This window comes from Peribacillus loiseleuriae, from assembly GCF_001183985.1.
In the GTDB taxonomy this organism is placed as follows: domain Bacteria; phylum Bacillota; class Bacilli; order Bacillales; family DSM-1321; genus Peribacillus; species Peribacillus loiseleuriae.
In genome coordinates, this window is sequence record NZ_LFZW01000001.1 from 4,907,501 (window position 1) to 4,934,227 (window position 26,727).

Sequence of the window (26,727 nt, forward strand, 5' to 3'; positions counted from 1 at the left end):
CAACGGGATTAAACTGGTCTTTAACGGATAAAACAGAATGAATAAGCTCTTTTTATCTTAGAGTTCAGCAAAAACCATACGATCCTTGCCGTTAATATCATATTCAACACTAACCAAAGCTTTTGGAAATGCCTTCTGTAATATTTCGGCAACTGAATTACCTTGTCCTGCACCGAATTCAAAACCGATGAGTCCTGGTTTTTTCATCACATAAGGAAGTTCCTCCATAAATCGACGATAGAAATCCAAACCATCCTCACCCGCGAACAAGGCACGGTGTGGTTCGTGTTCGGTTACAACGACTGACATCGTTTCTTTGTCAGCTACGGGAATATAGGGCGGGTTGGAAAGAAGAATATCAAACGTTTGTCCCTTTTCAATAAATGGAGCTAATAAATCTCCTTGTACCCACTCAATCTCTGCAGATAGAGCATCTCCATTCGTTCTAGCAACATCCAAAGATGATTTCGCAATATCTGTCGCCGTCACAAGCAATTTGGGACATTCTAACTTCATCGTAACGGCAATTGCACCGCTTCCTGTTCCAATATCCACAAGCTCAAGCGGGTGTTCAGTAGGAAACAGTTTTTTTATTTTCAAAAGCGCATGCTCAATTAATTCTTCCGTTTCCGGTCTTGGAATAAGAACTTCTTCATTCACCTTAAAGGTTCTGCCGTAAAACTCCTCGGACCCAGTAATATATTGGACAGGCGTCCCCGCCACATGCTTTTGTACAGCTTGAATGAACAAGGCTTTTATATGCTCAGGAAGTTCATCATGTAAACTCGCAAGCAGTCGCGATCGATTTACTCCAAGATAATGTTGCAATAAAATCTCACCCGCATTACGATCTCGATTGTGCTCCGTCAGAAAAGAAGAAGCCCAATTCAGGGCTTCGTATACTTTTTTGAATGACTTAATCATCCGCATTTTGCAGCTTAGAGGATTGGTCCTCTACGATTAATGTATCAATCACATCATCAAGCTTGCCTTCCATTATTTGATCAAGTTTCTGAATCGTCAAACCAATTCGATGGTCTGTCACACGATTCTGCGGGAAGTTGTACGTGCGAATCCGCTCTGATCGGTCACCTGTTCCAACCGCCAATTTACGGTTTTGATCGTATTCAGCTTGAATTTCCCGGTTAATTTTATCATACACACGAGCACGCAAAACCTTCATAGCTTTTTCTTTATTTTTAATCTGCGACTTTTCATCCTGGCACGAAACTACCGTATTGGTCGGAATATGCGTTAATCGAACAGCTGACATCGTTGTATTTACACTCTGTCCACCAGGTCCACTAGAAGCAAATGTGTCAACCCGAATATCCTTTTCATGGATTTCAATTTCAACTTCTTCCGTTTCAGGCAATACAGCAACCGTTGCTGTTGACGTATGAATTCGGCCTCCTGACTCTGTTTCAGGAACTCGTTGAACACGGTGTGCTCCATTTTCAAATTTCAATTTGGAATAAGCGCCACTCCCATTAATCATGAAGATAATTTCCTTATAACCACCTAGTCCCGTTGCATTGGCATCAATGATTTCAGTTTTCCAGCCTTGCATCTCCGCATAACGGCTATACATGCGATATAGACTACCTGCAAATAACGCCGCTTCATCTCCACCAGCCGCGCCGCGGATTTCCATAATTACGTTTTTATTGTCATTTGGATCTTTGGGAATTAGAAGGATTTTTAACCGCGCTTCCAATTCTTCTATATTCGATTCAAGTTCATTCAATTCTTCTTTAACCATCTCTTTCATATCTGCATCAAGCTTCTCATCAAGCATCATTTTCGCTTCTTGGTATTGTTCCCGAATTACTTTATATTCCTTATACGTAATAGCCGTATCTTGAATATCTGATTGTTCCTTCGAGTATTCTCTGAGCTTATTTGAATCATTGATCACTTCAGGATCACTTAATAATTCATTTAATCGTTCGTATCTATCTTCAACTGCCTGTAGTCGATCAAACACTCTTTTCACCCCATAATTTCCAAGGAAGATGTCCTAAAAGGATTTGACCCTTTTGTAATAGGACGCACCATCCATTGATTCGTCTCTTTAGCTTTAAGCTTATCCATTTCATGTTAATTATAGTATAGGATAATAATCAACGTCAAAGACAATTGGGTGAAGGATGCTCGAATCGGGTAATCTTTCATTAATGATCTCGTTTTATATCAACATGATAACGCGGGAAGGCTTTAATCAGGAGACGATGAATTCGTTTCTTTTCCTTCTTCCATTCTGATTCCGTTTTAATTTTCCCATGATCATCAATGGTCACAACCATCGAAAGCCCATTCACCCAGACACCCTTTGCCTCATAATTCGTTTCTGCCTCGATTGTTTTACGAGCTTGCTCGATATCATCTCCATTAGAAGGGGCTACGTTCGATACACTATACGGAGTATTTAACAGCTGATCAGCAGGCTGATTACTATAATGCCCACTGTCACTTGTTACTTTCTTCAAATTACTTGTGGCAGCTTCATTCGTCTTATTCTTGTCACCTGCATTGTTCGACAAGCCATTACAGCCTGCTAATAACGCCATGATGACAAACGACCATACTATTTTCATACGGAATCCCCCCATTCGATTCTGCCTTTTATAAGGCTTAGTGATAGGGTTCCCATATTGAATGCAAAACATAGGTGAAATTAAATGACGGAAAGGGTCAGACCCCACATCTACTATATATCGTTTATGAAGTGAAGATGGCATATAAACGTTGTATAGAGTGTGAGGTCTGACCCTTTGGACTACCACTTCATTATTTTGTATGATTCTTTACGATGCTTTTCATCTTTTCCAACTTACCAGGCACTATATGATGATGTCTGCATCTAGGTTCATACGCTTCCGATGCACCGACAAGTATTATAGGTTGATCACAGGCAGCTGGAAGTCCATCCACAAGTCGCTGCGTTCTACTTGCTGCTGAACCGCAAACTGCGCAAACAGCTTGAAGCTTTGTGACGGATTCTGCCAATGCCATCAAAATCGGCACAGCCCCAAATGGCTCCCCACGAAAGTCCTGATCTAATCCAGCCAGAATGACACGATAACCGCTGTCCGCAAGATGCTGGGCAACTTCTACAATTTCTTTGTCAAAAAATTGTACCTCATCAATCGCAATGATATCTATTTTTTTATCGAGATAATTAAAAATATCAGTAGAATGCGAAATCGGTTTTGCCATAACAGATGATCCATTGTGGGACACTACAGCTTCTTCCGCATAGCGATTATCAATAACAGGTTTGAAAACAGCAATACTCTGTTTCGCAAACTGAGCTCGGCTGACTCTTTTAATTAACTCCTCCGATTTCCCTGAAAACATACTTCCGCAAATCAATTCAATCCAGCCAGATTGTTTCATTTCATACATTGAAACAGTCACTCCCCTTTCCAGCTATTACCCTTTCTTCCAATCAATTTCTCGTGATCACTTCGTCCTGATTCTTGTTCCAACAACCTAATCTATAAAAACAGAGTCAATAACCCTGTCACATTTTAAATTCCATCAAACGTATTATATTAAAGAGGTTGTTTAAAAAGTCCGGTAAAAAAGCTTGCGAATTGCATCAAAGCTCATGAATGACCTTCTGTTAAAATCGCGCACGTTCTGTGCAAGCCCGATCCTCAACGCTACTGCATACGCGAAAGGTTTGAGACGATCGCTCGCAGAACTTCTCGGCTCTTTTTATCCTTCTTTTGAACACGTACTTAAAGCCTTTTTCAGGCAATCTTAGTAAAAAAACCATTAATTCGCAATAAAAAAACAGGCAAGGACGTACACTTGCCTGTTCCGGAAGTTTTCATTATTACTGTTGTTCTGATTTAATACCGTATTTTTTATTGAAACGGTCAACACGTCCGCCAGCTTCAGCGAATTTTTGACGACCAGTGTAGAATGGATGACATTCTGAACAAGTCTCAACTTTAATTTCTTCTTTGATTGAACCAGTTTCAAATGTATTCCCGCAAGAGCAAATTACTTTTGCAAGTTTATAATTTGGATGGATTCCAGCTTTCATTCTTTTCAGCTCCTTCTGCCCTGAATCATTCTGAAACAGAGTTATAACTTCAATGCGAAGATAAGTGACCCTCACATAATTTGTAAAAATACATGCACTTATTATATCAACTGTAGTCGAGATATGCAACCACTTGTTACATTTTACTAAGAGAAACCTATAACTAGAACCTCAACCAACATCTTCCACCTTGTGGCAAACGTCGATGTCAGCGTTATCCGCACAGGACCGAAAGCTATCAGAGAGGCTAAATACTTGCACTGGACACTGTTATTATAAAGCACTTATTATTATTGTTCAAGAACGCCTGGATGCAGCCAAACCTTTTTTCATTTCTTCTTCCAACTTACTGAAAAATTCTTCATTATTCTTTGTTTGTTTTAAACGGCGCAAGAATTTCTCAACAAAATCAGGTGAGTCAGACATCGTTTTGCGGATTGCCCATAGCTTATCAAGGCGGTCCTTCGGAATTAACAACTCTTCCTTCCGTGTTCCAGAACGTCTAATGTCAATTGCCGGGAAAATTCTTCTCTCAGCTAGTGCTCGATCCAGATGAAGTTCCATATTACCCGTACCTTTAAATTCTTCATAAATGACATCATCCATACGTGAACCCGTATCAACAAGCGCTGTTGCAAGGATGGTTAAACTTCCACCTTCTTCAATATTACGCGCTGCACCAAAGAATCGTTTAGGTCGATGGAAAGCTGCAGGGTCAATTCCACCTGAAAGAGTCCGACCACTTGGTGGAATCACAAGATTGTATGCTCGCGCAAGACGAGTAATACTATCCATCAGGATAATAACATCGCGTTTATGTTCCACAAGTCTCATTGCGCGTTCAAGAACTAATTCCGCCACTTTAATATGATTTTCAGGTACTTCATCAAACGTTGAACTGACGACATCCCCAGCAACCGATCGTTCAATATCAGTTACTTCTTCAGGACGCTCATCAATTAAAAGCACGATTAATTCTGCCTCTGGATGATTCGTTGTGATTGAATTAGCAATTTCTTTAATCAACATCGTTTTACCCGCTTTTGGTGGAGCAACAATTAAACCACGTTGTCCAAACCCAACAGGAGCAAGCACATCCATAATTCGAGTGGATAAGTATTTCGGAACCGTTTCCAGCTTGATTTGACGATCAGGGTATAATGGCGTCAAGCCAGGGAAATGCACACGCTCCTTTGCTGATTCTGGGTTATCACCGTTGACGGCTTCAACATGAAGCAAGCCATAATAACGTTCATTCTCTTTAGGAGGTCGTACTTTACCAGATACCTTATCACCATTTCTCAGGTCAAATCGGCGAATTTGTGAAGCGGAAATATAAATATCTTCTGAGCTTGGAGAATAGTTAATTGGGCGCAGGAAGCCAAACCCCTCAGATGGGATGATTTCAAGCACACCTTCCATGAATAATAATCCATCTTGCTCGGCCTGTGCTTTTAATATCGCAAAGATTAATTCTTTTTTTGAAAGCTTGCTGTAATACGATACTTTGTATTCGCGAGCATGTTCGTATAAATCTTTTAATTTCATGTTTTCTAAATTCGAAATAGTTAAATTCATATTGGCACCACACTTTATATAATTAACGGTTACATTCATATCATACATAGATCATATGAATGGTCAATAAATGGCAAATAGGGAGAGTATCCTTTTTGCTAGAAGATAATGATTGACATCTTTACTTGTAAAGAAGAATAAATTAGAAGGCTCATAAATTTGGAGTAATAAATAGGCAGTTGATTTAATGTAAAATATTTATAAAAACAACCTTTATTGTACTTTCTTTATTTTAATTAATCAACTTAATTTTTTTGCAGAGAAAGCGAGCAGTAAAAACCGCCCGCTTTTATTGAAGAATTTCTGAAATCCACGAGGTAGAATTGGTTAACGCATGACCAGATTTGGTTTCTTTTTCAAGCTATGGCGCCCTTCAACAAAGCGGACTGTGCCAGACTTTGCTCTCATGACAACAGAATGGGTTTCGCCATAATTGCCTTTAAATTGGACACCTTTTAATAATTCTCCATCAGTAACGCCTGTTGCAGCAAATATTGCATCGTCGCCGCGAACAAGGTCTTCCATTCTTAACACAGCATCGAGATTAATGCCCATCTTCAAACAGCGTTCAGCTTCTGCGTTATCTTGCGGAAGCAGTTTCCCCTGAATTTCTCCCCCCAGGCATTTTAAAGCAACAGCTGAAATGACGCCTTCTGGTGCTCCACCGCTACCAAATAAAATATCAACGCCCGTATGGTCAAATGCTGTATTAATTGCTCCAGCTACATCACCGTCATTAATTAACTTAATTCGCGCTCCAGCATCACGTAATTCTTGAATAATTCTTCCGTGTCGCGCTCGATTTAATACCGTTGCTACAACATCTTGGATATCCTTATTCTTTGCTTTTGCGACAGCTTTTAAGTTGTCAAGAACCGAAGCGTTGATATCAATTAATCCTACCGCTTCTGGACCAACAGCAATCTTTTCCATATACATATCGGGAGCATGTAGTAAATTACCATGATCCGCAACAGCTAATACAGCAAGAGCATTCCAGCCGCCAGATGCAACAATATTTGTCCCCTCTAAAGGGTCTACCGCCACATCTACACGAGGTCCGTAGCCTGTCCCAAGCTTTTCACCAATGTATAGCATAGGAGCTTCATCCATCTCTCCTTCACCGATGACGACTGTCCCTTTCATGGGCACTGTATCAAATACATCCCGCATAGCGGTTGTGGCTGCATCATCTGCTTCCATTTTCAACCCTCTACCCATCCAGCGTGCTGATTCTAATGCAGCTCCTTCAGTCACACGAACAAGTTCCATTGATAAGCTTCTTTCCATCGCGATTTCCCCCTTAGTGTTACTAAACATGTCCTTTATCCAAAATAGTATAACACATTAAGATAACTATAGTAACACATTGAGCATTAGGGGGACTTTCAACTTTTAAATTGTTCGATTTCTTCCACAGTCATTTCTTCGCGCCAAATCGTTGCCCCAAGTCCTGACAGTTTTTCAACAAGGTGGCTATAGCCTCGGTCTATATGTTCAAGACCTGTTATTTCTGTGATACCTTCAGCCATAAGCCCCGCAATAACAAGAGCCGCTCCAGCACGCAAATCACTTGCCTTCACTTTCGCACCTTGGAGTTGAATAGGCCCATTGATAATGGCCGCACGCCCCTCAACTTTAATAGCTGCATTCATTCTACGGAGCTCATCAATATGCTTGAAGCGCGCTCCGTAAATTGTGTCTGTAACCATGCTTGAGCCAGTTGTTTTCGTTAATAAGGATGTAAAAGGCTGTTGAAGGTCTGTTGGGAATCCAGGATAGACGAGTGTTTTAATATCAACAGACTTCAATGGAGATGATCCAGGAGACACGAAGATTTGATCATCTCCTGTTTCTATATTCACGCCCATCTCCCGTAATTTAGCAATCAAAGATTCTACATGCTGTGCAATGACATTATCAATTATAATGCCTTTTCCAACCGCTGCAGCCATAATCATAAATGTACCTGCTTCGATTCGGTCAGGAATAATGGTATGTCTGCACCCGTTTAATTTTTCGACACCATCAATTCGGATAACATCTGTACCTGCCCCTTTAATTCTCGCGCCCATATTTGTCAATAATGTCGCCACATCTATGATTTCTGGTTCTTTAGCGGCATTTTCAATGACTGTGCGGCCTTTCGCGAGTACTGCCGCAAGCATAATATTAATAGTTGCCCCCACACTCACAACATCTAGGTAAATTTTCGCACCTCGAAGTTCATCCGCTCTTAAATAAATCGCGCCTTGTTCATTCGTAACCTGGGCTCCGAGAGCTTCAAATCCCTTAATATGCTGGTCAATTGGGCGAGGACCTAGATGGCACCCTCCTGGCAAACCAATAACAGCTTTCTTGAATTTACCAAGCATGGCTCCCATCAAATAATAAGAAGCACGTAATTTCTTCACTCTTCCATTTGGCAAAGGCATGGAAATCATTTTGGATGGATCTACATTCATCTCTCCATCGCGAAAATCAATTTCTCCTCCTATTTCCTCAAGTAGCGCTTTCAACATTTGTACATCCGATATATCTGGTAACCCTTCAATTGTAACGGTAGAATCTGCTAATATTGTTGCAGGAATGAGGGCTACGGCACTATTCTTAGCTCCACTTACTCGAATGCTCCCCTGTAACGGGTACCCCCCTGCAATCTTAAGTTTTTCCATAATTAACTCCCTTCTAAACACTGGTGAAGATCTCACCCAAAGGAACGATGGGTTATTTTACCATTATAAACATATATTTTTCACTTTACTAGTTTGCACAAAAATTCAAAAGTCATGTACAAAATTTTATAATTTTTTATGGGAATAGATTTAGGCGAGAATCAAAAAACATCCCATTACCAGCAAACGTTTACAGATTTATTTTTCATTCCAATATTTTGACTCAGATCAACTCTTTATAAAAGCACGGTTCCTAGCTCATCGATATTTTTCGTTCCTGAAATAACCCTCCTAAAGCGTAATTTCATTGTTCCCTCTAGTTTATATGATAGTGAAAAAAATTCCAACTGTTTAGAAGAAGCTATCTAAAAAGTCCTTTTAAAATCTAGAGGCAAATGGCATTAGAAACTAGCTCATACTATTTTTACCCTTATAGATGTTATTCAAAAATAAAATAAGGGTTTCTCTTCCATTTCACATAGTATGTAAAATAGAAGAGAAACCCTTGTTTACTTCAAAATAAAGCTTATGCTTGTCCAGCAGAACCGAATTCGCGGATTTTGCCAATAACAACTTCTTTAATTGCTTCACGTCCAGGTACGATGTACTTACGTGGATCATATGCTTTTGCATCGTTGTTCAATACTTCACGAACAGCTTTTGTGAAAGCTAGTTGGTTCTCCGTATTTACATTGATTTTAGAAGTTCCTAAAGAAATCGCTTGTTGGATATCTTTTGTTGGAATTCCAGTTCCACCATGAAGAACTAACGGAATTTGTGTTAAGTCACGAACTTCTCCCATTTCTTTGAATCCTAGGTTTGGTTCACCTGAGTATTCTCCATGTACAGAACCTAAAGCTGGAGCAAAGCAGTCAACACCTGTTTGTTTAACTAGATCTTCACATTCTTTAGGGTCAGCATAAATGACACCATCTGCAATCACGTCATCCTCTTGTCCGCCAACTGTTCCTACTTCCGCTTCAACAGAAACGTTTTTAGAATGAGCATATTCAACAACTTTCTTCGTTGTTTCAATATTTTCTTCGATTGGGTGATGTGAAGCGTCAATCATTACAGATGTAAAGCCAGCATCAATTGCTTCTTTACATTTATCGAAACTTGAACCATGATCTAAATGGATTGCAACTGGAACTGTAATCTTCATATCTTCCAATAGACCTTGAACCATCATAACAACTGTTTTAAATCCGCCCATATGACGAGCTGCACCTTCTGATACGCCAAGAATTACAGGTGATTTTTCTTGTTCAGCAGCACCTAAAATAGCTTGAGTCCATTCTAAGTTATTAATGTTAAACTGCCCTACTGCATATTTACCTTCAAGAGCTTTGTTAAGCATTTCTTTCATCGATACTAAAGGCATAATCATTTCCTCCTACAGTAAATGTTCTTCTATTTACAAATACAGTTTAGAGATTTCCACAAACCCTTTAACCTATTCAAGATTGTGAATGTCTCCTAATCCCTCTAAGCATATCAAGACAAACAAAAAACAGCAACAGATTCCGAATTTGGGGGAATATTCAGTTTTATCACAAAAAAAATAAAACGATTTCAAAATAAATCGCAATCATCTTAAATAAAGGAAGAAAAAGATTTACTCGACATCCAAAAAAACATATGATAAGTCGCTACTATACTTATAGTTTTCATACAAATTCTAGTTGAACTTGCCATTTAAATCGCTTCGTTATTAAGATGCTCCGTCCTTTTTCCTTCCAAAAGGCAGGAGCATTTTTGTGAAAAATTGGTAGAGTTCCACGTGGTTTTTTAACCATTTATCAAATTATAGACGATTAGTTGGATTGGACGGATATATGTTCACGTACCGCTTTACGAATGTCGTCTATATCAAATGGCTTGGCAAAATGAGTAATTGCACCTAAGTTCTTTGCCTCTTGAATCATATCAAGTTCCCCATAAGCGGTCATAATGATGACACGGATGTCAGCATCTAGCTGCTTCATACGCTTAAGTATTTCAATTCCATCCATCCCAGGTATTTTCATATCCAAAAGAACCAAATCTGGTGAATGATTCGTAACGATATCAAGTGCTTGCACACCATTTGCGGCTTGAAATGTATCATATCCTTCCTTATGTAACACTTCATTTAATAAAATCCTGATACCGAATTGATCATCGACAATAAGAACCTTCCCTGCCATACTCTCACATCTTTCTGAATAAAATTTTTATATCTATTTGACTAACCATCAGTACGGTATTACAAAAGCGCATCATTTAAAATCGCCTTTGACTGAAGAACCCCAATGATAGAAGTTTCCTTTTATCTGTTACTGCCGTTTCGAATACTTATCTGTTTTAGTGTTTATATGCTCTAGCTTTTTACTATTCAAAGTATTACTTTAAAGTCAGTTGATGCTAAATATGGTGCTTACTTTACAATTGTAAACCATTCAATCAAATTAACATACTATATTTTTAAAAATATGGTAAATTCAAAAAAGCCCTTAAAATATTTGATACTGCTTTCATCAATGAGAAGACATAATTAACATAATGACTCCCTTTCAAATCAAAATACTTTCCCTTATAATGAAATGCATTCAGTTTGTGAATATAGTGATTGAAGGGGGTTATATCCATGTTAAAAATGTTCTCCACCCAGTTAACTGGATTATATAAAAAGATGGTTGATGAAGAAAGCTTCAATTTTGAAGATGGTGCAAGACTTCTTGCTCAGGCAGCTATTAGTAATGGCGCGATTTATCTCAAAGGTTTCGGAGAGATGGGAGGCATTCTTTCAGAGGCTTTTTACGGCGCTGAGCCTTTCCCAGGCGCTAAACCTTTTGATGAAAGTGGTTCGTTAAATGTGGCCGATCGCGTTATCTTGTTTACGAGATACTCCACCGATGAATCAGCCATAACACTTGCCAGAAACCTGCGAGACCAACAGATTCCTTTTGTAACAATCGCCACTTCATTAGATGCTGATGGAGAATCCATCGAGCACTATTCTGATGTACACATTAATTTACGTTTGCAAAGAGGGTTAATCCCAGATGAATCAGGAAACCGTGTCGGTTTTCCACATTTAATGATTGCTTTGTTTGCCTACTATGGAATCAAATCTACACTTGAAGAAATAATTTTGGAGTATGAAGAAGAATAAGGAATGGAATGTCGCTAACTTAAACAGCGTTACCAAAGATAATGTCAGCTAAGCTAGGTTGTGACCAAGTTGGTTTCTTAATTAAATAAGAAAGAGGCTGTCCCAAAGGGTGACCCCACACTCGATACACCGTTTATTGTGTCATATAAACGCTATATAGTAGATATGGGATCTTGGCCCTTCGTTATGAGACAGCCTCTTTTTGTGCATGATTTACTATGCTTTTAAAGACATTTCCACAAAATCACGGAATAATGGTTGTGGTCGATTTGGACGAGAAATGAATTCTGGATGGAATTGAGAAGCTACAAACCATGGATGATCTTTCAATTCAATAATTTCAACCAGACGACCATCTGGACTAGTTCCTGAGAAGATAAACCCTGCTTCTTCCATAGCTTGACGATAATGGTTATTGAATTCATAACGATGACGGTGACGTTCATAAACCACTTGTTGTCCGTAAGCATCGTAGGCTTTTGTACCTTCTACTAGTTTACATGGATACAATCCTAGACGTAATGTTCCACCTAAATCTTCCACGTCTTTTTGTTCTGGCAGAAGATCGATGATAGGATGCTGTGTTTCCTGATTAATTTCCGCTGAATGTGCTCCTTTAAGTCCAAGCACGTTACGAGCAAATTCAACAGAAGCTAGCTGCATGCCTAAGCAAATACCAAGGAATGGCTTTTTTTGATTACGCGCAAATTCAGTAGCTGCGATTTTCCCTTCAATACCACGATCACCAAATCCTCCAGGAACAAGAATCCCATCAGCATTTCCTAGTAATTCTTCTACATTTTCTCTTGTAACATGTTCAGCATTAACCCAATCAATTTCAACATCTGCATCATGCGCATATCCCGCATGTTTCAATGCTTCAACAACTGAAAGATAGGCATCTTGAAGTTCAACGTATTTCCCAACAAGAGCGATCTTCGTAGTTTTTGAAAGGGACGTAACTTTTTTAACAAGCTCTTTCCACTCTGTCATGTCAGCTTCTTTGCAATCCAATTTCAAGTGATCACAAACGATTTGGTCCATGTTTTGCGCTTGAAGCGCTAAAGGAATCGAGTAAAGGGTATCCGCATCTTGACATTCAATGACTGCTTTTTTATCAATATCACAGAATAGAGCAATCTTGTCTTTCATATCTTGAGAAATCGGCATTTCCGTACGACATACAATGAGGTTTGGCTGAATGCCAAGGCTACGTAATTCTTTCACGCTATGCTGAGTCGGTTTTGTCTTTAATTCTCCCGCTGCTTTAATAAACGGAACAAGGGTACAATGAATATACATGACATTATCACGACCGATGTCACTTTTGATTTGACGAATGGCTTCAAGGAATGGAAGCGATTCAATATCGCCCACAGTTCCGCCGATTTCTGTTATGACAACGTCTGCATTCGATTCATTTCCTGCTAAAAATGCACGTTCTTTGATTTCATTCGTAATGTGTGGGATAACTTGTACGGTTCCGCCCTGATAATCGCCTCGGCGCTCTTTTCTAATAACAGTCGAATAGACTTTTCCTGTTGTCACATTACTATGCTTTCCAACATTTATATCAATAAAACGCTCATAATGACCTAAGTCAAGATCGGCCTCAGCACCATCATCGGTTACATACACTTCACCGTGTTGATACGGGCTCATTGTTCCTGGATCCACATTGATGTACGGATCAAATTTCTGAATGGTTACACTTAGCCCTCTGTTTTTCAATAATCGCCCCAATGATGCTGCCGTAATCCCTTTACCTAGCGAAGAAACGACACCGCCTGTTACGAAAATATACTTTGTCATGTTGTATCCTCCTTCAAGTTCTCTTACATATTTGTCACATATGTTAATTTTTCTTACATCCTAAAGCTCACTCTTTTAGATTTCCCTTTAATTGCAGGACCATTTATATGAATCCATGAAAAAAATAAAAAAATGATGTTTATTTGAATGATCCATTCAGCAATCCATCATTTTACGCAGCTTTGTTTTCAACAAATCGAAAGTTTATGTTTTTTAAAACTTTCCATTGTGTCTAACGCAAGCAGCTTCCCCCTCTAGGATTTGAGGTTTTAAAAGATGCTTCCGCTTTTCTAATAAAAAACAAAACGCTCCGCTTACAGATGTAAGGGAGCGATATATTTATCATCCTGTCCTTTTTTAAGGAGCCCAAAAATGATTCTACAAATTCCGCTAGAAAAAGTCAAGGAAATCTCTATTCTTTTTCTACTTCTTCGTCAAGGTCTTCTTCCTCTTCTAATTCAAGTTCGTCCTCGTCTATTAATGCTTCTTTAAGGTCATCTTCATCATCGTCTTCGACTAAGTCATCGTCAATATCCTCGTCAAGCGGATCATCAAGAAGATCATCTTCGTCCTCATCAAGATCTTCTACATCATCTTCAAAATCCAAATCGTCCTCATCCAACTCTTCAAAATCGTCCTCGATGATTGAAGATTTTTTGGCCTTTTTCTTTTTCGGCTTAACAACATGGACAACTTCATCTTCGATTTGATCAACCGGATACCATGTTTTTAAACCCCAGCGATTTTCACCTAAACAAGTAAAGCGTCCATTGACATTTAAATCAGTATACAATTGTGGGATTCTACTTTTAATTTGTTCTTTCGATAAGCCGTGCAAAGCAGCCAATTCTTTTACTAAATCATCAAATAACAGAGGTGCATTTTTTTCTACAAGTAATTCATATGCCATTTCAAGCAATGACATTTCTAATATTTCTTCTTTTGAATATGATTTCAAACTCAAGTTCGGCACTTCCTTTCTCTATGTCAAACACTCCATAAGTGTTCTTTCAAACAAAACAAACAAAAGACATCCATACATCATTCTGTATCGCCCATTGCTATTCCTGCTAAACATACTATCCATTATAAACAATATTAGAAGGTTTATGCTAGTTAATCTTAGATTCTATGTTTATGACAGATAGTTTGAAAAAACAAGAGATCTTTATAACAAGGAACCCCCTACCTTTTTAACGATAAATCATTACCTCTTTTGTATAAAGGACATGGGGTCGGGGCTTCGCGACTTATTAATATAGCCAATCTACTTAGCAGATATCCTTATATAATCGAGAAAGTCTCCGAAGTTCTGGCTCGCACCGCTACCATTGTAATTAGGCGAATGTAGCATGCTTAATGATAGATCCTTCATAGTAGCTGGTGGCGTTTTAACGCCATTCAGGTTTTGTATGTTCCCCTTAAAAATAGTGGAAGTTTCCCTTGCACTTTTATTTACATATTTCTTCTATATTGGCCACCCACCTCATACAAGGCATGAGTGATTTGTCCAAGACTTGCATATTTCACACATTCCATCAGCTCGGAAAAAATGTTTTCTCCATTCATTGCTGATTTTTTCAATCGTTGTATCGACTCTTCATATTGATCAATATTACGTTTTTGGAAGACACGAAGGTTCTCAATTTGTCCTTCCTTCTCTTCTTTAGTAGCCCGTGCTAGTTCCATTGTATCAAGTTCTTCTGCGCTTTGTGGATTAGGATTCAAGTACGTATTCACCCCAATGATCGGCAGTTCCCCTGAATGCTTCTTCATTTCATAATGCATCGATTCATCTTGAATTTTTCCGCGTTGGTATTGAGTTTCCATGGCACCGAGAACCCCGCCGCGGTCATCTATCCGGTCGAATTCCAAAAGAACAGCCTCTTCAACTAAATCAGTAAGCTCTTCAATCATATACGAACCTTGTAGGGGATTTTCATTTTTTGAAAGCCCGAGTTCCTTCGTAATAATCATTTGAATCGCCATAGCTCGGCGGACCGATTCCTCGGTAGGTGTCGTAATCGCTTCATCATAAGCATTTGTGTGCAAAGAATTGCAATTATCCTGGAGCGCCATTAGTGCTTGTAAGGTCGTACGAATATCATTAAAATCAATTTCCTGTGCATGTAGGGAGCGTCCGGAGGTTTGGACATGGTATTTTAATTTCTGACTGCGTTCATTCGCTTCATACTTATCACGCATAACCATCGCCCAAATTCTTCTCGCTACCCTACCGATTACCGTATATTCCGGATCCAAGCCATTTGAGAAGAAAAATGATAAATTCGGGGCGAAATCATCGATTTTCATACCTCTGCTTAAATAATATTCTACATACGTAAAGCCATTTGCTAGTGTAAAGGCTAATTGTGAAATGGGATTAGCGCCCGCTTCTGCAATATGGTAACCAGAAATGGAGACGGAATAATAATTTCTTACTTTTTGATTAATAAAGTATTCCTGAATATCTCCCATCATTCTTAAGGCAAACTCCGTAGAGAAAATGCATGTGTTTTGGCCTTGATCTTCTTTTAGAATGTCAGCTTGAACTGTTCCACGTACCGTTTGGAGCGTATACGCTTTGACTTGTTCCACCTCTTCTTGCATTAATTTTCTTTTTAGTTCTTGTTCTTTCAAGGTGACTTGTTGTTCAATGGCCGTGTTTAAATACATGGCTAAAATAATTGGAGCTGGACCATTGATGGTCATCGATACCGACGTGGACGGGTGGCATAAATTAAAGCCTTGATAAAGCTTTTTCATATCATCTAACGTACAAATGCTGACTCCACTCTCCCCTACTTTCCCATATATATCTGGGCGGTGATCAGGGTCTTCACCATATAAAGTTACGGAATCAAAGGCAGTGCTAAGCCTCTTGGCGGCATCATCTTTAGATAGATAGTGAAAGCGGCGGTTCGTTCGATCTGGCGACCCTTCTCCGGCAAATTGACGTTTCGGGTCTTCCCCCTGCCGTTTGAATGGGAAAACTCCTGCTGTATAAGGGAATTGGCCCGGTACATTTTCTAGGTAAACCCATCTAAGAATTTCTCCATAGTCAACGAACTTTGGAAATGACACTTTCGGGATTGATAAGCCTGATAAACTTTTTGAGCGTAGTTCAGTAACGATTTCTTTATCACGTATTTTTGTAGTTAGCTTTTCACCTGAATACTGTTCTTTAAAATTGTCCCATTCTGCCAGAATTTTTCTAGATTCTGCCGTTAATTTTTCTTCTGTTCTCATACGCAAGTCTTCAAGGGTTTTCCGAGTAGTTTGGTCTGTCTCTTGCTGGTTAACTGCATCAATGGCTCCTTCGAGCTGAAATAAGCGACGAGCTACTTTCACCTGTTCTTCCGTATGGCAATGGTAATTCCTTACTGTATCTGTGATTTCACGTAAATAATAACGGCGATTGTTTGGAATAATCATATTTTGCTTCTTCACGTCAGCCTGTTTTGAAAAAGTAGTAGACCATGAGGTTCCTGTTTTTTCATTTACTTTCTCTACTAATTCGGCAAAAAGGGCATTTGTCCCAACGTCATTAAATTGAGAAGCAATGGTTCCATAAACAGGCATCTCTTCCGTGTCGCGGTCAAAAAGCAGCCGGCTTCGTTGATATTGCTTTTGCACCTGACTTTTGGCATCCTCTGACCCTTTGCGTTCAAACTTATTGATAACAACTAAATCTGCGTAATCAATCATATCAATCTTTTCCAATTGAGACGGTGCTCCGAATTCACTTGTCATTACATATAGAGAAACGTCACTGACTTCAGCGATTTCTGCATCACCTTGCCCAATTCCGCTCGTTTCCACGATGACTAGGCCAAAACCAGCCGCCTTGACTACCGAAATAGCATCACGGATGGCTAATGAAAGCTCTGTCTTCGAATGGCGTGTTGCGAGGCTTCTCATATACACGCGATTCGAGAATATGGCATTCATCCGTATACGATCACCAAGTAAGGCACCGCCCGTTTTCTGCTTAGTTGGGTCTATGGACAGAACAGCTACTCTCTTTTCCGGTATTTCGTTAAGGAAACGACGTATTAATTCATCGGTTAAGGAGCTTTTCCCCGCTCCTCCTGTTCCTGTCATTCCAATAACCGGCGTCTGTTTATTAGATGTCTTAATTTGTTCAAGAAGGCGGTCTGCCGTTGCCGCTGCTTCATCATCCATTGCAATTCTGTTCTCAGCAAGTGTGATGTACTTTGCAATAGCAACTGGATTTCCTATTAGTAATTTGTCAAATTGATCTGGCATAGAAGATTGAATGGTTGAAAAGTCACATTCTTTAAGTATTTTATTAATCATGCCTTGAAGCCCTTGGTTTCTCCCATCTTCAGGTGAAAAAATATGACAAATTCCATAATCATGAAGCTCTTTGATTTCTCGGGGAATAATGACTCCGCCTCCACCACCGTAAATTCGAATATGTGGTGCACCCTTTTCCTTCAACAAATCATACATATATTTAAAATACTCTAAATGACCACCCTGATAGGATGTAACAGCAATTCCCTGAACATCCTCCTGTATCGCTGCATTGACTACTTCCTCAACCGAACGATTATGGCCAAGATGAATCACCTCAGCACCGCTTGATTGCATTATTCTTCTCATAATATTAATCGTTGCATCATGTCCATCAAACAAACTCGAAGCCGTCACAAAACGAATGGGATGTTTTGCTCTATAAACCTCAATTGTACCCATTTGCTTTCCCCCTCATCGCGAAATGTTTTTTTGTATGGGAATCTCATTTTTCTTTGTTAAGGCGAAGGCTTTCTTTATGAGTTGTGTATTCTAATTTTAATTTTGTTTCTCGATACAAACGGAGTTGTTTGCGAAATGTTTTTGATTCTTTCATCAATTGGTACTGCTTTAATACATAAGAAAGAGCGGTGTTGTAGAGTTTTCGAGCCAATTCAAATCGTGTTTGCAGGATATGATGCTGCCAATCTAACACAGATAGTTTCAACTCTAAGATAAAAGCACTCCATTCCTCCCAACACCTAAAGGAGTGAGCCTCTTGGAGCGAACTTCTGTGAACCTCTCTTTTCTTCATCATTCACCTCGTTAGAAAATCGTCAATGCTCCTTGGCTACAATAAATAATTTCAATAGCCTTTGTTCGAAGGTTGAACAACCTTTTTGCATATTTTATTTGGTTAACATTCTTGAAATAACAAGTTTTTGAATTTCTTGAGTACCTTCATAAATCTGAGTAATTTTTGCATCTCTCATATAGCGCTCAACCGGATAGTCTTTCGTGTAGCCATAACCCCCAAATACTTGTACTGCTTCCGTTGTAACTTTCATTGCAGTGTCTCCTGCAAATAATTTCGACATGGCTGATTCTTTTCCATATGGGAACCCTTCCGATTCAAGCCAAGCAGCTTGGTACGTAAGAAGGCGGGCCGCTTCAACACCGGTGGCCATTTCCGCAAGCTTAAAGCCGATTCCTTGTTGGGATGCAATTGGTTTTCCGAACTGGACGCGCCCTTTTGCATATTCAACGGCTGCATCGAGCGCACCTTGAGCAATACCGACAGCTTGTGCCGCTATGCCATTTCGACCACCATCCAGCGTCATCATGGCAATTTTGAACCCTTCTCCTTCTTTTCCTAGCAAGTTACCTTTTGGTACTTGGCAATCTTCAAAAATAATTTCAGTAGTTGGCGATGAACGAATCCCTAATTTCCTCTCTTTCTTTCCTACGCTAAAACCCGGAAAGTCTTTTTCAATAATGAAAGCACTCGTGCCTTTCTGTTTGGATTCAGGATTAGTTAAGGCAAAGACAATATACGTATCCGCAATCCCGCCGTTTGTGATGAAAATTTTGGAACCATTTAACACATAATAATCACCGTCTAATTTAGCCTGTGTACTCATTCCGCCAGCATCCGAACCAGCACCCGGTTCCGTCAGACCGTACGCGCCGATTTTCTTTCCCTCTGCCATCGGTCGAAGGTATTTCTGCTTTTGTTCTTCGGTACCGAATGAATAGATCGGCCATCCTGCAAGAGATATATGAGCGGATAGTGTAACACCTGTGGATGCACAGACTCTTGAAAGTTCTTCAACCGCGATACAGTAGGCCAAATAATCGCTACCGATTCCACCATATTTTTCAGGCCATGGAATGCCAGTCAAACCCAATTCAGCCATTTTATCAAACAGCGTCCGATCAAATCTTTCTTCTTCATCACGTTCTGCAGCCGTCGGTTCTACTTCTTTTTTTGCAAAATCACGAACCATTTTTCTGATCATGTCATGTTCTTCCGTTAATTTAAACTGCATGCCATTTCCCCCTACAAATGTTTGTGAATGACGATTTTTTGAATTTCACTCGTTCCTTCGTAAATTTCTGTCACCTTTGCATCGCGAAAATAACGCTCAACCGGGTATTCTTTCGTATAGCCGTAGCCACCGAACACTTGAATGGCTTCTGTCGTCACATTTACTGCTGTTTTTGAAGCAAATAGCTTAGCCATCGACGCTTCTTTGCCACATGCTAAACGATGTGAACGAAGATAGGCTGCTTGGTAGACTAATAGTTTGGCTGCTTCAATTGCTGTCGCCATTTCGGCAAGCTTAAAACCAACTCCTTGTTGTGTAGAAATCGATTTTCCGAATTGAACCCGTTCCCTCGCATATTCATAAGCATGACCAAAAGCGCCTTCAGCAATGCCCAGTGCTTGTGCCGCAATACCAATTCGGCCTACCTCTAAATTGGCCAGGGCGATTTTGAATCCGTCTCCTTCTTTACCTAATAGGTTTTCAGCAGGTACCTTCATATCCTCAAATATAAGCTGTACGGTTCGTGACCCCATAAGACCCATTTTATGTTCGTCTTTACCAATGACTAGGCCTGGTGTGTCTTTATCCACAATGAAAGCAGATATCCCTCTGCTTCGCTCTTTGAGGTTAGTGGAAGCAAACACAATATACACATCCGCTTCGCCGCCATTTGTGATAAATGCTTTCGAACCGTTCAATCTATAAAAATCTCCATCTCTTATTGCCTTTGTCTTCAAGTTGGCAGCATCAGAGCCAGCGCTAGGTTCTGACAAACAAAATGCACCTAAATATTCTCCAGTTGCAAGCAAAGGAACGTATTTTCGCTTTTGCTCCTCGCTCCCGAAATAGACAATTGGATTTGTTCCAACTGATGTATGAACGGAGAGAATGACACCCAAGGCTGGACTTACTTTGGAAATTTCATGAATGGCAATGATATAAGAAATAAAATCCATTTCAGCCCCGCCATATTGTTCAGGTATCGGAATCCCCATTAATCCAATCTTCCCCATTTTTTGAAGCACTTGTCTTGGAAATTCTCCGTTCTCCATCCGTTCTACAAAGGGGGCAATCTCTGCTATCGTAAAATCACGAACCATTTTCCGCATCATTTCTTGCTCTTCGTTAAAATGAAAAATCATCCGCACACCTCCTAGCTGTCATTAAATACTTGTTAGCTATATTCATAAAAGCCACGTCCTGACTTTTTACCAAGCCATCCTGCTTTTACATACTTACGAAGTAGGGGACATGGGCGGTATTTGTCGTCACCAAAACCATTATGAAGCGTTTCCATAATAGATAAACATGTATCTAAACCGATAAAATCAGCGAGCGTCAATGGACCCATTGGATGGTTCATGCCTAACTTCATGACATCATCAATCGCTTCTTTAGAAGCCACACCTTCATATAATGTATAAATGGCTTCATTAATCATCGGCATCAAGATTCGATTGGATACAAATCCAGGGAAATCATTCACCTCAACTGGCACTTTTTTTAGCGATACAGCCATTTTTTCAATCGTTCTATATACTTCATCTTCTGTAGCCAAACCGCGGATAATTTCAACGAGTTTCATAACGGGAACTGGGTTCATAAAATGCATACCAATCACCTTTCCAGGGCGTTTGGTCGCTGCTGCAATTTCAGTAATGGGAAGGGAGGACGTATTGCTAGCGAGAATCGTATGAAAAGGTGTAATTTTATCAAGCTCAGCAAATAATGATGCTTTAATTTCCATATTTTCCACCGCCGCTTCAATAACTAAATCAACTGAAATTGCGTTTTGTAAATCAATTGAGGGAGATAATCTTGAAAGAATAGCTGCTTTTTCCTGCTCGGTAAGCTTACCTTTATTCACTTGTCTGGTCAGATTCTTCGAGATATTCGTGATTCCCTGATCCACGAATTCTTGTTTTAGATCATGGAGGATGACTTCATACCCACTCATCGCACATACTTGGGCAATTCCTGACCCCATTTGTCCAGCTCCAATGATCATTACCCTGTTCATATCCACAGCTACTCCTCCTCATCTCGATTGAAAACTCCATTATGCTTGACTTGGCACTTCTATTAAAATGGCATCCCCTTGACCGCCACCGCTACAGATTGCGGCAATCCCTAGCCCACCACCTCGTCGTTTCAGCTCATGCATAAGCGTAATGATGATGCGCGCACCGCTTGCCCCTATAGGATGACCAAGCGCGATTGCTCCACCATTCACATTCACTTTGCTTGGATCCACATTAGCAATTTCCTTACTAGCAAGCGCCACGGCTGCAAATGCTTCGTTAATTTCAAATAAAGCAATTTCATCAAGTGATTTCCCAGTTTTTTTCAACAATTCATAGATTACGAAACCTGGGGTTTTTGGGAAATCTTTCGCTTCTACTGCCACTTCTGCATGCCCCAGAATATAAGCAAATGGGGCAATGCCCTCTTTCTCTGCCCGCTCTTCACTCATTAATACAAGTGCTCCTGCTCCGTCATTTACTCCAGGAGCGTTTCCTGCCGTGATCGTCCCTTCGTTGTTAAAAGCAGGTCGAAGCTTTGCTAATTTCTCCATTGTTGTATCTTTTCTTGGTGCTTCATCGTCGGCAACCGTTAGTGGCTCACCTTTTCTGTTAGGTACTTGAACTGGTACAATTTCTTCAGCAAGTGTTCCATTGGCAATCGCTCCTATTGCTTTTTGGTGACTTTGAAATGCCCAATCGTCCTGATCTTCCCGTGATAACTCCAGCTCTTTTGCGGTGCTGTTTCCATATGTGCCCATATGTACACCTGTAAAGCTGCAGCTTAAACCATCATGGATCAGTACATCTTTCAATTGTGAATCACCCATTCGCAAGCCCCATCTTACATTCGGTAAAATGTAAGGTGCGTTACTCATAGACTCCATCCCACCAGCGACGATGACTTCTTCATCTCCAAGCCTTATAATTTGATCGGCAAGTGTCACACTGCGTAGTCCAGATGCACAAACTTTATTAATCGTTTCTGTTTTTACTTGCCAAGGGAGACCTCCATGATGCGCTGCCTGCCGTGAAGGTATTTGTCCCTGCCCTGCTTGAAGTACATTTCCCATAATTACTTCATCAACCTGACTTCCGTCAATCCCTGCTCTGTTAAGGGCCTCTTTAATTGCGATTCCGCCAAGCTCTGAAGCTGTTAAACTACTAAGGCTTCCGCCAAATTTACCAAAAGGTGTACGGGCACCACTCACAATCACTGTTTTCGCCATATTCATGCTCCTCCCTCATCTAGAAATCATTTACTCTTTATTGGTTGCCTGAATGCTCGCTCGTATGTGTAAGTGCCTTATCGCCGCCTATTTGTAAGCGCTTTATAAATATTTTACGTGAACCCTCAGAAAAAAATTATTTAAAGCTTGGTTATTTCCCAACTTTTTTTCGTTAACTTTTCGAAAAAACTACCCACTTCCAAATACACTTGAAACTCTAAGGAGTAGGTAGCAATACATTTATTAGAGAGTACGTTTTACATTATGAGACTAGTATTTGTTGTCCTATGACTGATCGCTCAAGCAATTCCGCTACATCATACGTTTTTACATCTTCTTCTACTTCTTTTGCCTTCGTTCCATCCGAAAGCATCGTTAAGCAGTATGGACAGCCTGAGCTGATTACTGATGGATTTACAGCAAGGGCTTGCTCTGTTCGGGCGATATTAATACGGTGTCCGGTTTCTTCTTCCATCCACATCAAGCCGCCGCCTGCCCCACAACACATCCCGTTTTCTCGGTTCCTTTCAATTTCAACAAGGGTAACACCAGGTATTGATTTCAAAATCTCCCGCGGTGGGTCATACACTTCATTGTAGCGGCCTAAGTAACAAGAATCATGGAAGGTTATCTTCTCATGAACTGGGTACTTCGGCACAAGTTTCCCTTCTTTTACAAGCTTGGCAAGCAATTCTGTATGATGATATACTTCCGCAGCCAATCCAAAATCAGGATATTCATTCTTGAAAATATTATAAGCATGTGGATCAATGGTGACGATTTTCTTCACATTATGTTTCTCAAACTCTTCGATATTTTTCGTTGCCAGCTCTTGAAAAACAAATTCATTTCCTAAACGGCGCGGCGTATCCCCTGAATTCTTCTCTTTGTTGCCAAGAATCGCGAATTTCACACCTGCTTCATTCATTAACTTGGCAAATGATAAGGCAATCTTCTGGCTACGGTTATCATAAGACCCCATGGAGCCAACCCAAAATAAGTATTCAAATTCTTCATTCGCCTTCCTCATTTCCTTCACAGTTGGGATGTGAACATCTGTGCGTTGCTCTCTCCAGTCTTCTCTTTCTTTCCGGTTTAAGCCCCAAGGATTTCCTTGGCGTTCAATGTTTGTCATAGCACGTTTTGCGTCTGGGTCCATTTTCCCTTCGGTTAAAACCAGATAACGTCTCATATCGATAATTTTATCGACATGCTCATTTAATACCGGACATTGGTCTTCACAGTTCCGACAAGTTGTGCAAGCCCAAAGCTCTTCCTCAGTGATTACTTCGCCAATCAAGCTCTTCCTGTATGTTTCAGCAGTTGCTGCTGTTTCTTTCACTCCCGCTGTGGCTGTGGCTAACGCAATCTGATTGCCCTCTGTCTTGCCAAAAACAAATGTCGGTACCCACGGCTGCTTGCCTGTAACGGCCGCTCCTGTGTTGGTTAAGTGATCACGCATTTTCACGATAAGGTCCATTGGAGAAAGCATCTTTCCTGTTCCAGAGGCCGGACACATATTCGTACAACGACCGCATTCCACACAAGCATATAAATCAGTAAGTTGGTACTGCGTAAAGTCTTCAATCTTTTGAGCTCCGTAATAGACCCCTGCTTCATCATCTTCTGGTTCTTCTTCAAAATTAATTGGTTCCAACTTTCCTGGATTAGTTAAGCGCATAAAAAAAACATTTACAGGCCCTGCAATTAAATGAGCATGTTTGGATTGCGGGATATAAACAAGGAAGGTCAATATGATCAGCAAATGCAGCCACCATGCGATGTAGAAGCCTACCGTTGCTGCTATTGGTCCCATCCAGCTAAATAGGAACGCAACGACTGAGGCGACTGGCTCTGACCAAGTAGCTTCATGACTGTGCCAGATCATCGCCATTCCATTACCCAATAACACAGTAGCCATGATACCACCGATAAAAAGGACCACAAGCATTGCCTTGAAATCACGCTTTAATCGTACGAGCTTCTCGATATAACGGCGGTAAAATGCCCAAGTGATAGCGACAAGTACAATTAAAGTGACCCCTTCTTGGAAGAATGTAAAAGCAGGATAGATTGGGCCAAATGGTAAGTGCCAACCGGGTTTCAAGCCTTTGATGATAAAGTCGATTGCACCGAATTGCACTAAAATAAACCCATAGAAAAGCATGACATGAATCGCACCGCTCTTTTTATCCTTCAATAGTTTCTTCTGTTTAAATACATATACCCAAATATTCAATAACCGCTCTTTAATACGGTTATCGAATTCTACTTTTTTCCCAAGCTTCACATATGCTGTTCTCGTTTTAAGTAAATAAGCAAAAAGGCTTACAAAGTAGGTGATTACAATCACTGTCGCGACTAAGTTTATCCAAAGTAAACCATTCATTTCCACAGAAATAACCCCCTTCTGGTGAATTGCCGATTTTGATATGTAGAAAACATCTGCCCATATTCTGTAATAGATTACCTCCATTATATAATGAATGGTCATTCAGTCAATAAATTTAATTTGTAAATTGCGAATTTTCAAATTATTATTATTCCTTGCCTGAATTGCAAAAAATTCTATTCGCTTTATTAGGCTTATTTAATGAGTACAAATGGAAATTATGCGTAAACTAATGAGACGAGACTTGCCACATTTGAGGAGAGAGTATGCTTTGAAAATTGTTATCGTTCTTTTACTACTGCTGTTATTTGTCCTCTGTTGGCTAAGAATTGATTTTAGACGAGGACAAAAGCATCATATTCAAAAAAACCACAATCGAGTATATCCAAAACGTCAAGGAGACTTAAGGCTTTATACAGATGGAACCGATTTATTTGCAGAACTATTTAGGGATATACATCAAGCTACCCAACATGTTCATGTTCTTTTTTACATTATTAAAAATGATCAGTTTAGCCAACATTTCTTGGACTTATTGATGCGCAAGGCAAAAAGCGGGGTTGAGGTAAGGCTTTTGATAGACTGGATGGGAAGTAGAATTATTTCAAAGCGAATGATAAAAGAATTAAAAAAGAACGGCGTCCACTTTTCTTTTAGTTTCACACCAAAGTTGCCATACCTTTTCTATACCTCCCAAAAACGAAATCATCGAAAGATCACTGTCATTGATGGAGAGATTGGTTATTTAGGCGGTTTAAATATCGGAAAAGAATATATCAATAAAGACCCTAAATTATGTCCTTGGAGAGACTATCACCTTAAAATTACTGGTGAATCCATTCAAGATTTACAATATGAGTTTTTAACAGACTGGTACACAGCTACAAAGGAAGATTACCGGAGAAGTGATCGTTATTTCCCTCAGCAGCAACCTGGCTCTATGCAACATATGATCGTTCCAACTGAAGGATTCGGATTGGAAGAAACATTTACACGATTTATTCACAAAGCAAAACATGAAATTATCATTGGTACGCCTTATTTCATCCCGAGCATTTCATTGCTTGAAGAACTGAGGAAAGTGCTGCAAAAAGGCATCAAACTAACCATCATTGTTCCCTTTGTTTCCGATCACCCATTCGTGAAAGAAGCCGCCTATCGTTATTTTCGAATTCTGATAAAAGAAGGGGCTCACGTATTACAGTTCCAAAATGGGTTTTACCATTCAAAAGTCTTATTTATTGATAATCATCTGTGTGATATTGGCACAGCAAATTTCGATAAACGCAGTTTGTTTTTAAACCATGAAGTCAATTGTCTGATCTATGATCCGCCATTTTTAGTTGAAGTGGCAAAGCAAATACAGGATGACATTGCGAATTCAACCACACTAGCTGAATCTACTCTAACCCGTCCGACTTTGATTCAATTAATCAAAGAACGGATTGCCTATACGATATCCCCTTTTTTATAAGTTTTTGAATGAAGAAAGGATTTC

General features: G+C 39.9%; 21 protein-coding genes. 2 read left to right on the forward strand and 19 right to left on the reverse strand.

Annotated features, from left to right (window positions below; translation table 11 throughout):
• Positions 1-57 precede the first annotated feature (57 nt).
• The 10 genes from prmC to AC625_RS22660 all read right to left on the reverse strand — a co-directional run bounded on the left by prmC (position 58) and on the right by AC625_RS22660 (position 10,499).
• On the reverse strand, positions 58-924 hold the full coding sequence (gene prmC, locus AC625_RS22615; RefSeq protein ID WP_049683326.1) for a peptide chain release factor N(5)-glutamine methyltransferase: 867 nt from the start codon (positions 922-924) through the stop codon (positions 58-60).
• The gene (gene prfA / locus AC625_RS22620; RefSeq protein ID WP_180320136.1) at positions 917-1,996 is read right to left on the reverse strand and encodes a peptide chain release factor 1; all 1,080 of its coding nucleotides are present in this window, start codon (positions 1,994-1,996) and stop codon (positions 917-919) included. The genes prmC and prfA overlap by 8 nt, the downstream gene beginning before the upstream one ends.
• Positions 1,997-2,174: 178 nt before the next feature.
• The gene (locus AC625_RS22625) at positions 2,175-2,597 is read right to left on the reverse strand and encodes a hypothetical protein (RefSeq protein ID WP_049683328.1); all 423 of its coding nucleotides are present in this window, start codon (positions 2,595-2,597) and stop codon (positions 2,175-2,177) included.
• A gap of 193 nt (positions 2,598-2,790) precedes the next feature.
• Positions 2,791-3,408: a thymidine kinase gene (locus tag AC625_RS22630; protein ID WP_049683329.1), complete on the reverse strand. Its 618-nt coding sequence runs from the start codon at positions 3,406-3,408 to the stop codon at positions 2,791-2,793.
• Positions 3,409-3,844: 436 nt separating this feature from the next.
• A complete protein-coding gene (gene rpmE, locus AC625_RS22635; protein WP_049683330.1) occupies positions 3,845-4,057 on the reverse strand; it encodes a 50S ribosomal protein L31 in 213 nt (70 codons plus the stop codon).
• A 297-nt stretch (positions 4,058-4,354) separates the two neighbouring features.
• On the reverse strand, positions 4,355-5,635 hold the full coding sequence (rho, locus tag AC625_RS22640) for a transcription termination factor Rho (RefSeq protein ID WP_049683331.1): 1,281 nt from the start codon (positions 5,633-5,635) through the stop codon (positions 4,355-4,357).
• Between the two features lie 327 nt (positions 5,636-5,962).
• Positions 5,963-6,925, reverse strand: coding sequence for a class II fructose-bisphosphatase (gene glpX, locus AC625_RS22645; RefSeq protein ID WP_049683332.1), 963 nt, complete (start codon positions 6,923-6,925; stop codon positions 5,963-5,965).
• Positions 6,926-7,023: 98 nt separating this feature from the next.
• Complete coding sequence (locus AC625_RS22650) at positions 7,024-8,310, reverse strand: UDP-N-acetylglucosamine 1-carboxyvinyltransferase (protein ID WP_049683333.1); 1,287 nt, start codon at positions 8,308-8,310, stop codon at positions 7,024-7,026.
• A gap of 526 nt (positions 8,311-8,836) precedes the next feature.
• Complete coding sequence (locus tag AC625_RS22655; RefSeq protein WP_049683334.1) at positions 8,837-9,694, reverse strand: class II fructose-bisphosphate aldolase; 858 nt, start codon at positions 9,692-9,694, stop codon at positions 8,837-8,839.
• Between the two features lie 433 nt (positions 9,695-10,127).
• Positions 10,128-10,499 (reverse strand): response regulator, encoded by a 372-nt coding sequence (locus AC625_RS22660; RefSeq protein ID WP_049683335.1) that lies wholly within the window; start codon positions 10,497-10,499, stop codon positions 10,128-10,130.
• Positions 10,500-10,939: 440 nt separating this feature from the next.
• Between AC625_RS22660 and AC625_RS22665 the strand changes: the two genes are divergently transcribed.
• Complete coding sequence (locus AC625_RS22665; protein WP_049683336.1) at positions 10,940-11,467, forward strand: DUF2529 domain-containing protein; 528 nt, start codon at positions 10,940-10,942, stop codon at positions 11,465-11,467.
• Between the two features lie 216 nt (positions 11,468-11,683).
• Here the strand turns inward: AC625_RS22665 and AC625_RS22670 are convergent, their stop codons facing one another.
• The 9 genes from AC625_RS22670 to AC625_RS22710 form a co-directional block, all read right to left on the reverse strand.
• Complete coding sequence (locus AC625_RS22670; RefSeq protein ID WP_049683337.1) at positions 11,684-13,279, reverse strand: CTP synthase; 1,596 nt, start codon at positions 13,277-13,279, stop codon at positions 11,684-11,686.
• A gap of 412 nt (positions 13,280-13,691) precedes the next feature.
• On the reverse strand, positions 13,692-14,252 hold the full coding sequence (rpoE, locus tag AC625_RS22675; RefSeq protein ID WP_342671005.1) for a DNA-directed RNA polymerase subunit delta: 561 nt from the start codon (positions 14,250-14,252) through the stop codon (positions 13,692-13,694).
• A gap of 482 nt (positions 14,253-14,734) precedes the next feature.
• On the reverse strand, positions 14,735-18,001 hold the full coding sequence (gene icmF, locus AC625_RS22680; protein ID WP_049683339.1) for a fused isobutyryl-CoA mutase/GTPase IcmF: 3,267 nt from the start codon (positions 17,999-18,001) through the stop codon (positions 14,735-14,737).
• A gap of 43 nt (positions 18,002-18,044) precedes the next feature.
• The gene (locus tag AC625_RS22685; RefSeq protein WP_049683340.1) at positions 18,045-18,353 is read right to left on the reverse strand and encodes a hypothetical protein; all 309 of its coding nucleotides are present in this window, start codon (positions 18,351-18,353) and stop codon (positions 18,045-18,047) included.
• 94 nt (positions 18,354-18,447) lie between these two features.
• Positions 18,448-19,587 carry an acyl-CoA dehydrogenase gene (locus AC625_RS22690; protein ID WP_049683341.1) on the reverse strand — a complete coding sequence of 380 codons (1,140 nt, stop codon included), beginning with the start codon at positions 19,585-19,587 and terminating at the stop codon, positions 18,448-18,450.
• A gap of 11 nt (positions 19,588-19,598) precedes the next feature.
• A complete protein-coding gene (locus AC625_RS22695) occupies positions 19,599-20,729 on the reverse strand; it encodes an acyl-CoA dehydrogenase (RefSeq protein WP_049683342.1) in 1,131 nt (376 codons plus the stop codon).
• Positions 20,730-20,761: 32 nt separating this feature from the next.
• On the reverse strand, positions 20,762-21,607 hold the full coding sequence (locus AC625_RS22700; protein ID WP_049683887.1) for a 3-hydroxybutyryl-CoA dehydrogenase: 846 nt from the start codon (positions 21,605-21,607) through the stop codon (positions 20,762-20,764).
• 39 nt (positions 21,608-21,646) lie between these two features.
• Entirely contained in the window at positions 21,647-22,837 is a 1,191-nt protein-coding gene (locus AC625_RS22705) for an acetyl-CoA C-acetyltransferase (RefSeq protein ID WP_049683343.1), read from the reverse strand.
• A gap of 262 nt (positions 22,838-23,099) precedes the next feature.
• Positions 23,100-25,226 carry a heterodisulfide reductase-related iron-sulfur binding cluster gene (locus tag AC625_RS22710; RefSeq protein ID WP_049683888.1) on the reverse strand — a complete coding sequence of 709 codons (2,127 nt, stop codon included), beginning with the start codon at positions 25,224-25,226 and terminating at the stop codon, positions 23,100-23,102.
• A 274-nt stretch (positions 25,227-25,500) separates the two neighbouring features.
• Here AC625_RS22710 and cls point away from each other — a divergent pair, with 274 nt between their 5' ends.
• Positions 25,501-26,703: a cardiolipin synthase gene (gene cls, locus AC625_RS22715; protein WP_049683344.1), complete on the forward strand. Its 1,203-nt coding sequence runs from the start codon at positions 25,501-25,503 to the stop codon at positions 26,701-26,703.
• The last annotated feature ends 24 nt before the right edge of the window (positions 26,704-26,727 follow it).

Coding starts and splice junctions, on each gene's coding strand:
- AC625_RS22630 (WP_049683329.1), bottom strand. CDS start 3,408: ATGTATGAAATGAAACAATCTGGCTGGATTGAATTGATTTGCGGAAGT.
- rpmE (WP_049683330.1), bottom strand. CDS start 4,057: ATGAAAGCTGGAATCCATCCAAATTATAAACTTGCAAAAGTAATTTGC.
- AC625_RS22665 (WP_049683336.1), top strand. CDS start 10,940: ATGTTAAAAATGTTCTCCACCCAGTTAACTGGATTATATAAAAAGATG.
- AC625_RS22700 (WP_049683887.1), bottom strand. CDS start 21,607: ATGAACAGGGTAATGATCATTGGAGCTGGACAAATGGGGTCAGGAATT.
- glpX (WP_049683332.1), bottom strand. CDS start 6,925: ATGGAAAGAAGCTTATCAATGGAACTTGTTCGTGTGACTGAAGGAGCT.
- AC625_RS22705 (WP_049683343.1), bottom strand. CDS start 22,837: ATGGCGAAAACAGTGATTGTGAGTGGTGCCCGTACACCTTTTGGTAAA.
- AC625_RS22690 (WP_049683341.1), bottom strand. CDS start 19,587: ATGCAGTTTAAATTAACGGAAGAACATGACATGATCAGAAAAATGGTT.
- AC625_RS22710 (WP_049683888.1), bottom strand. CDS start 25,226: ATGAATGGTTTACTTTGGATAAACTTAGTCGCGACAGTGATTGTAATC.
- prmC (WP_049683326.1), bottom strand. CDS start 924: ATGATTAAGTCATTCAAAAAAGTATACGAAGCCCTGAATTGGGCTTCT.
- icmF (WP_049683339.1), bottom strand. CDS start 18,001: ATGGGTACAATTGAGGTTTATAGAGCAAAACATCCCATTCGTTTTGTG.
- AC625_RS22695 (WP_049683342.1), bottom strand. CDS start 20,729: ATGATTTTTCATTTTAACGAAGAGCAAGAAATGATGCGGAAAATGGTT.
- rho (WP_049683331.1), bottom strand. CDS start 5,635: ATGAATTTAACTATTTCGAATTTAGAAAACATGAAATTAAAAGATTTA.
- AC625_RS22660 (WP_049683335.1), bottom strand. CDS start 10,499: ATGGCAGGGAAGGTTCTTATTGTCGATGATCAATTCGGTATCAGGATT.
- AC625_RS22650 (WP_049683333.1), bottom strand. CDS start 8,310: ATGGAAAAACTTAAGATTGCAGGGGGGTACCCGTTACAGGGGAGCATT.
- AC625_RS22625 (WP_049683328.1), bottom strand. CDS start 2,597: ATGAAAATAGTATGGTCGTTTGTCATCATGGCGTTATTAGCAGGCTGT.
- AC625_RS22670 (WP_049683337.1), bottom strand. CDS start 13,279: ATGACAAAGTATATTTTCGTAACAGGCGGTGTCGTTTCTTCGCTAGGT.
- AC625_RS22685 (WP_049683340.1), bottom strand. CDS start 18,353: ATGAAGAAAAGAGAGGTTCACAGAAGTTCGCTCCAAGAGGCTCACTCC.
- AC625_RS22655 (WP_049683334.1), bottom strand. CDS start 9,694: ATGCCTTTAGTATCGATGAAAGAAATGCTTAACAAAGCTCTTGAAGGT.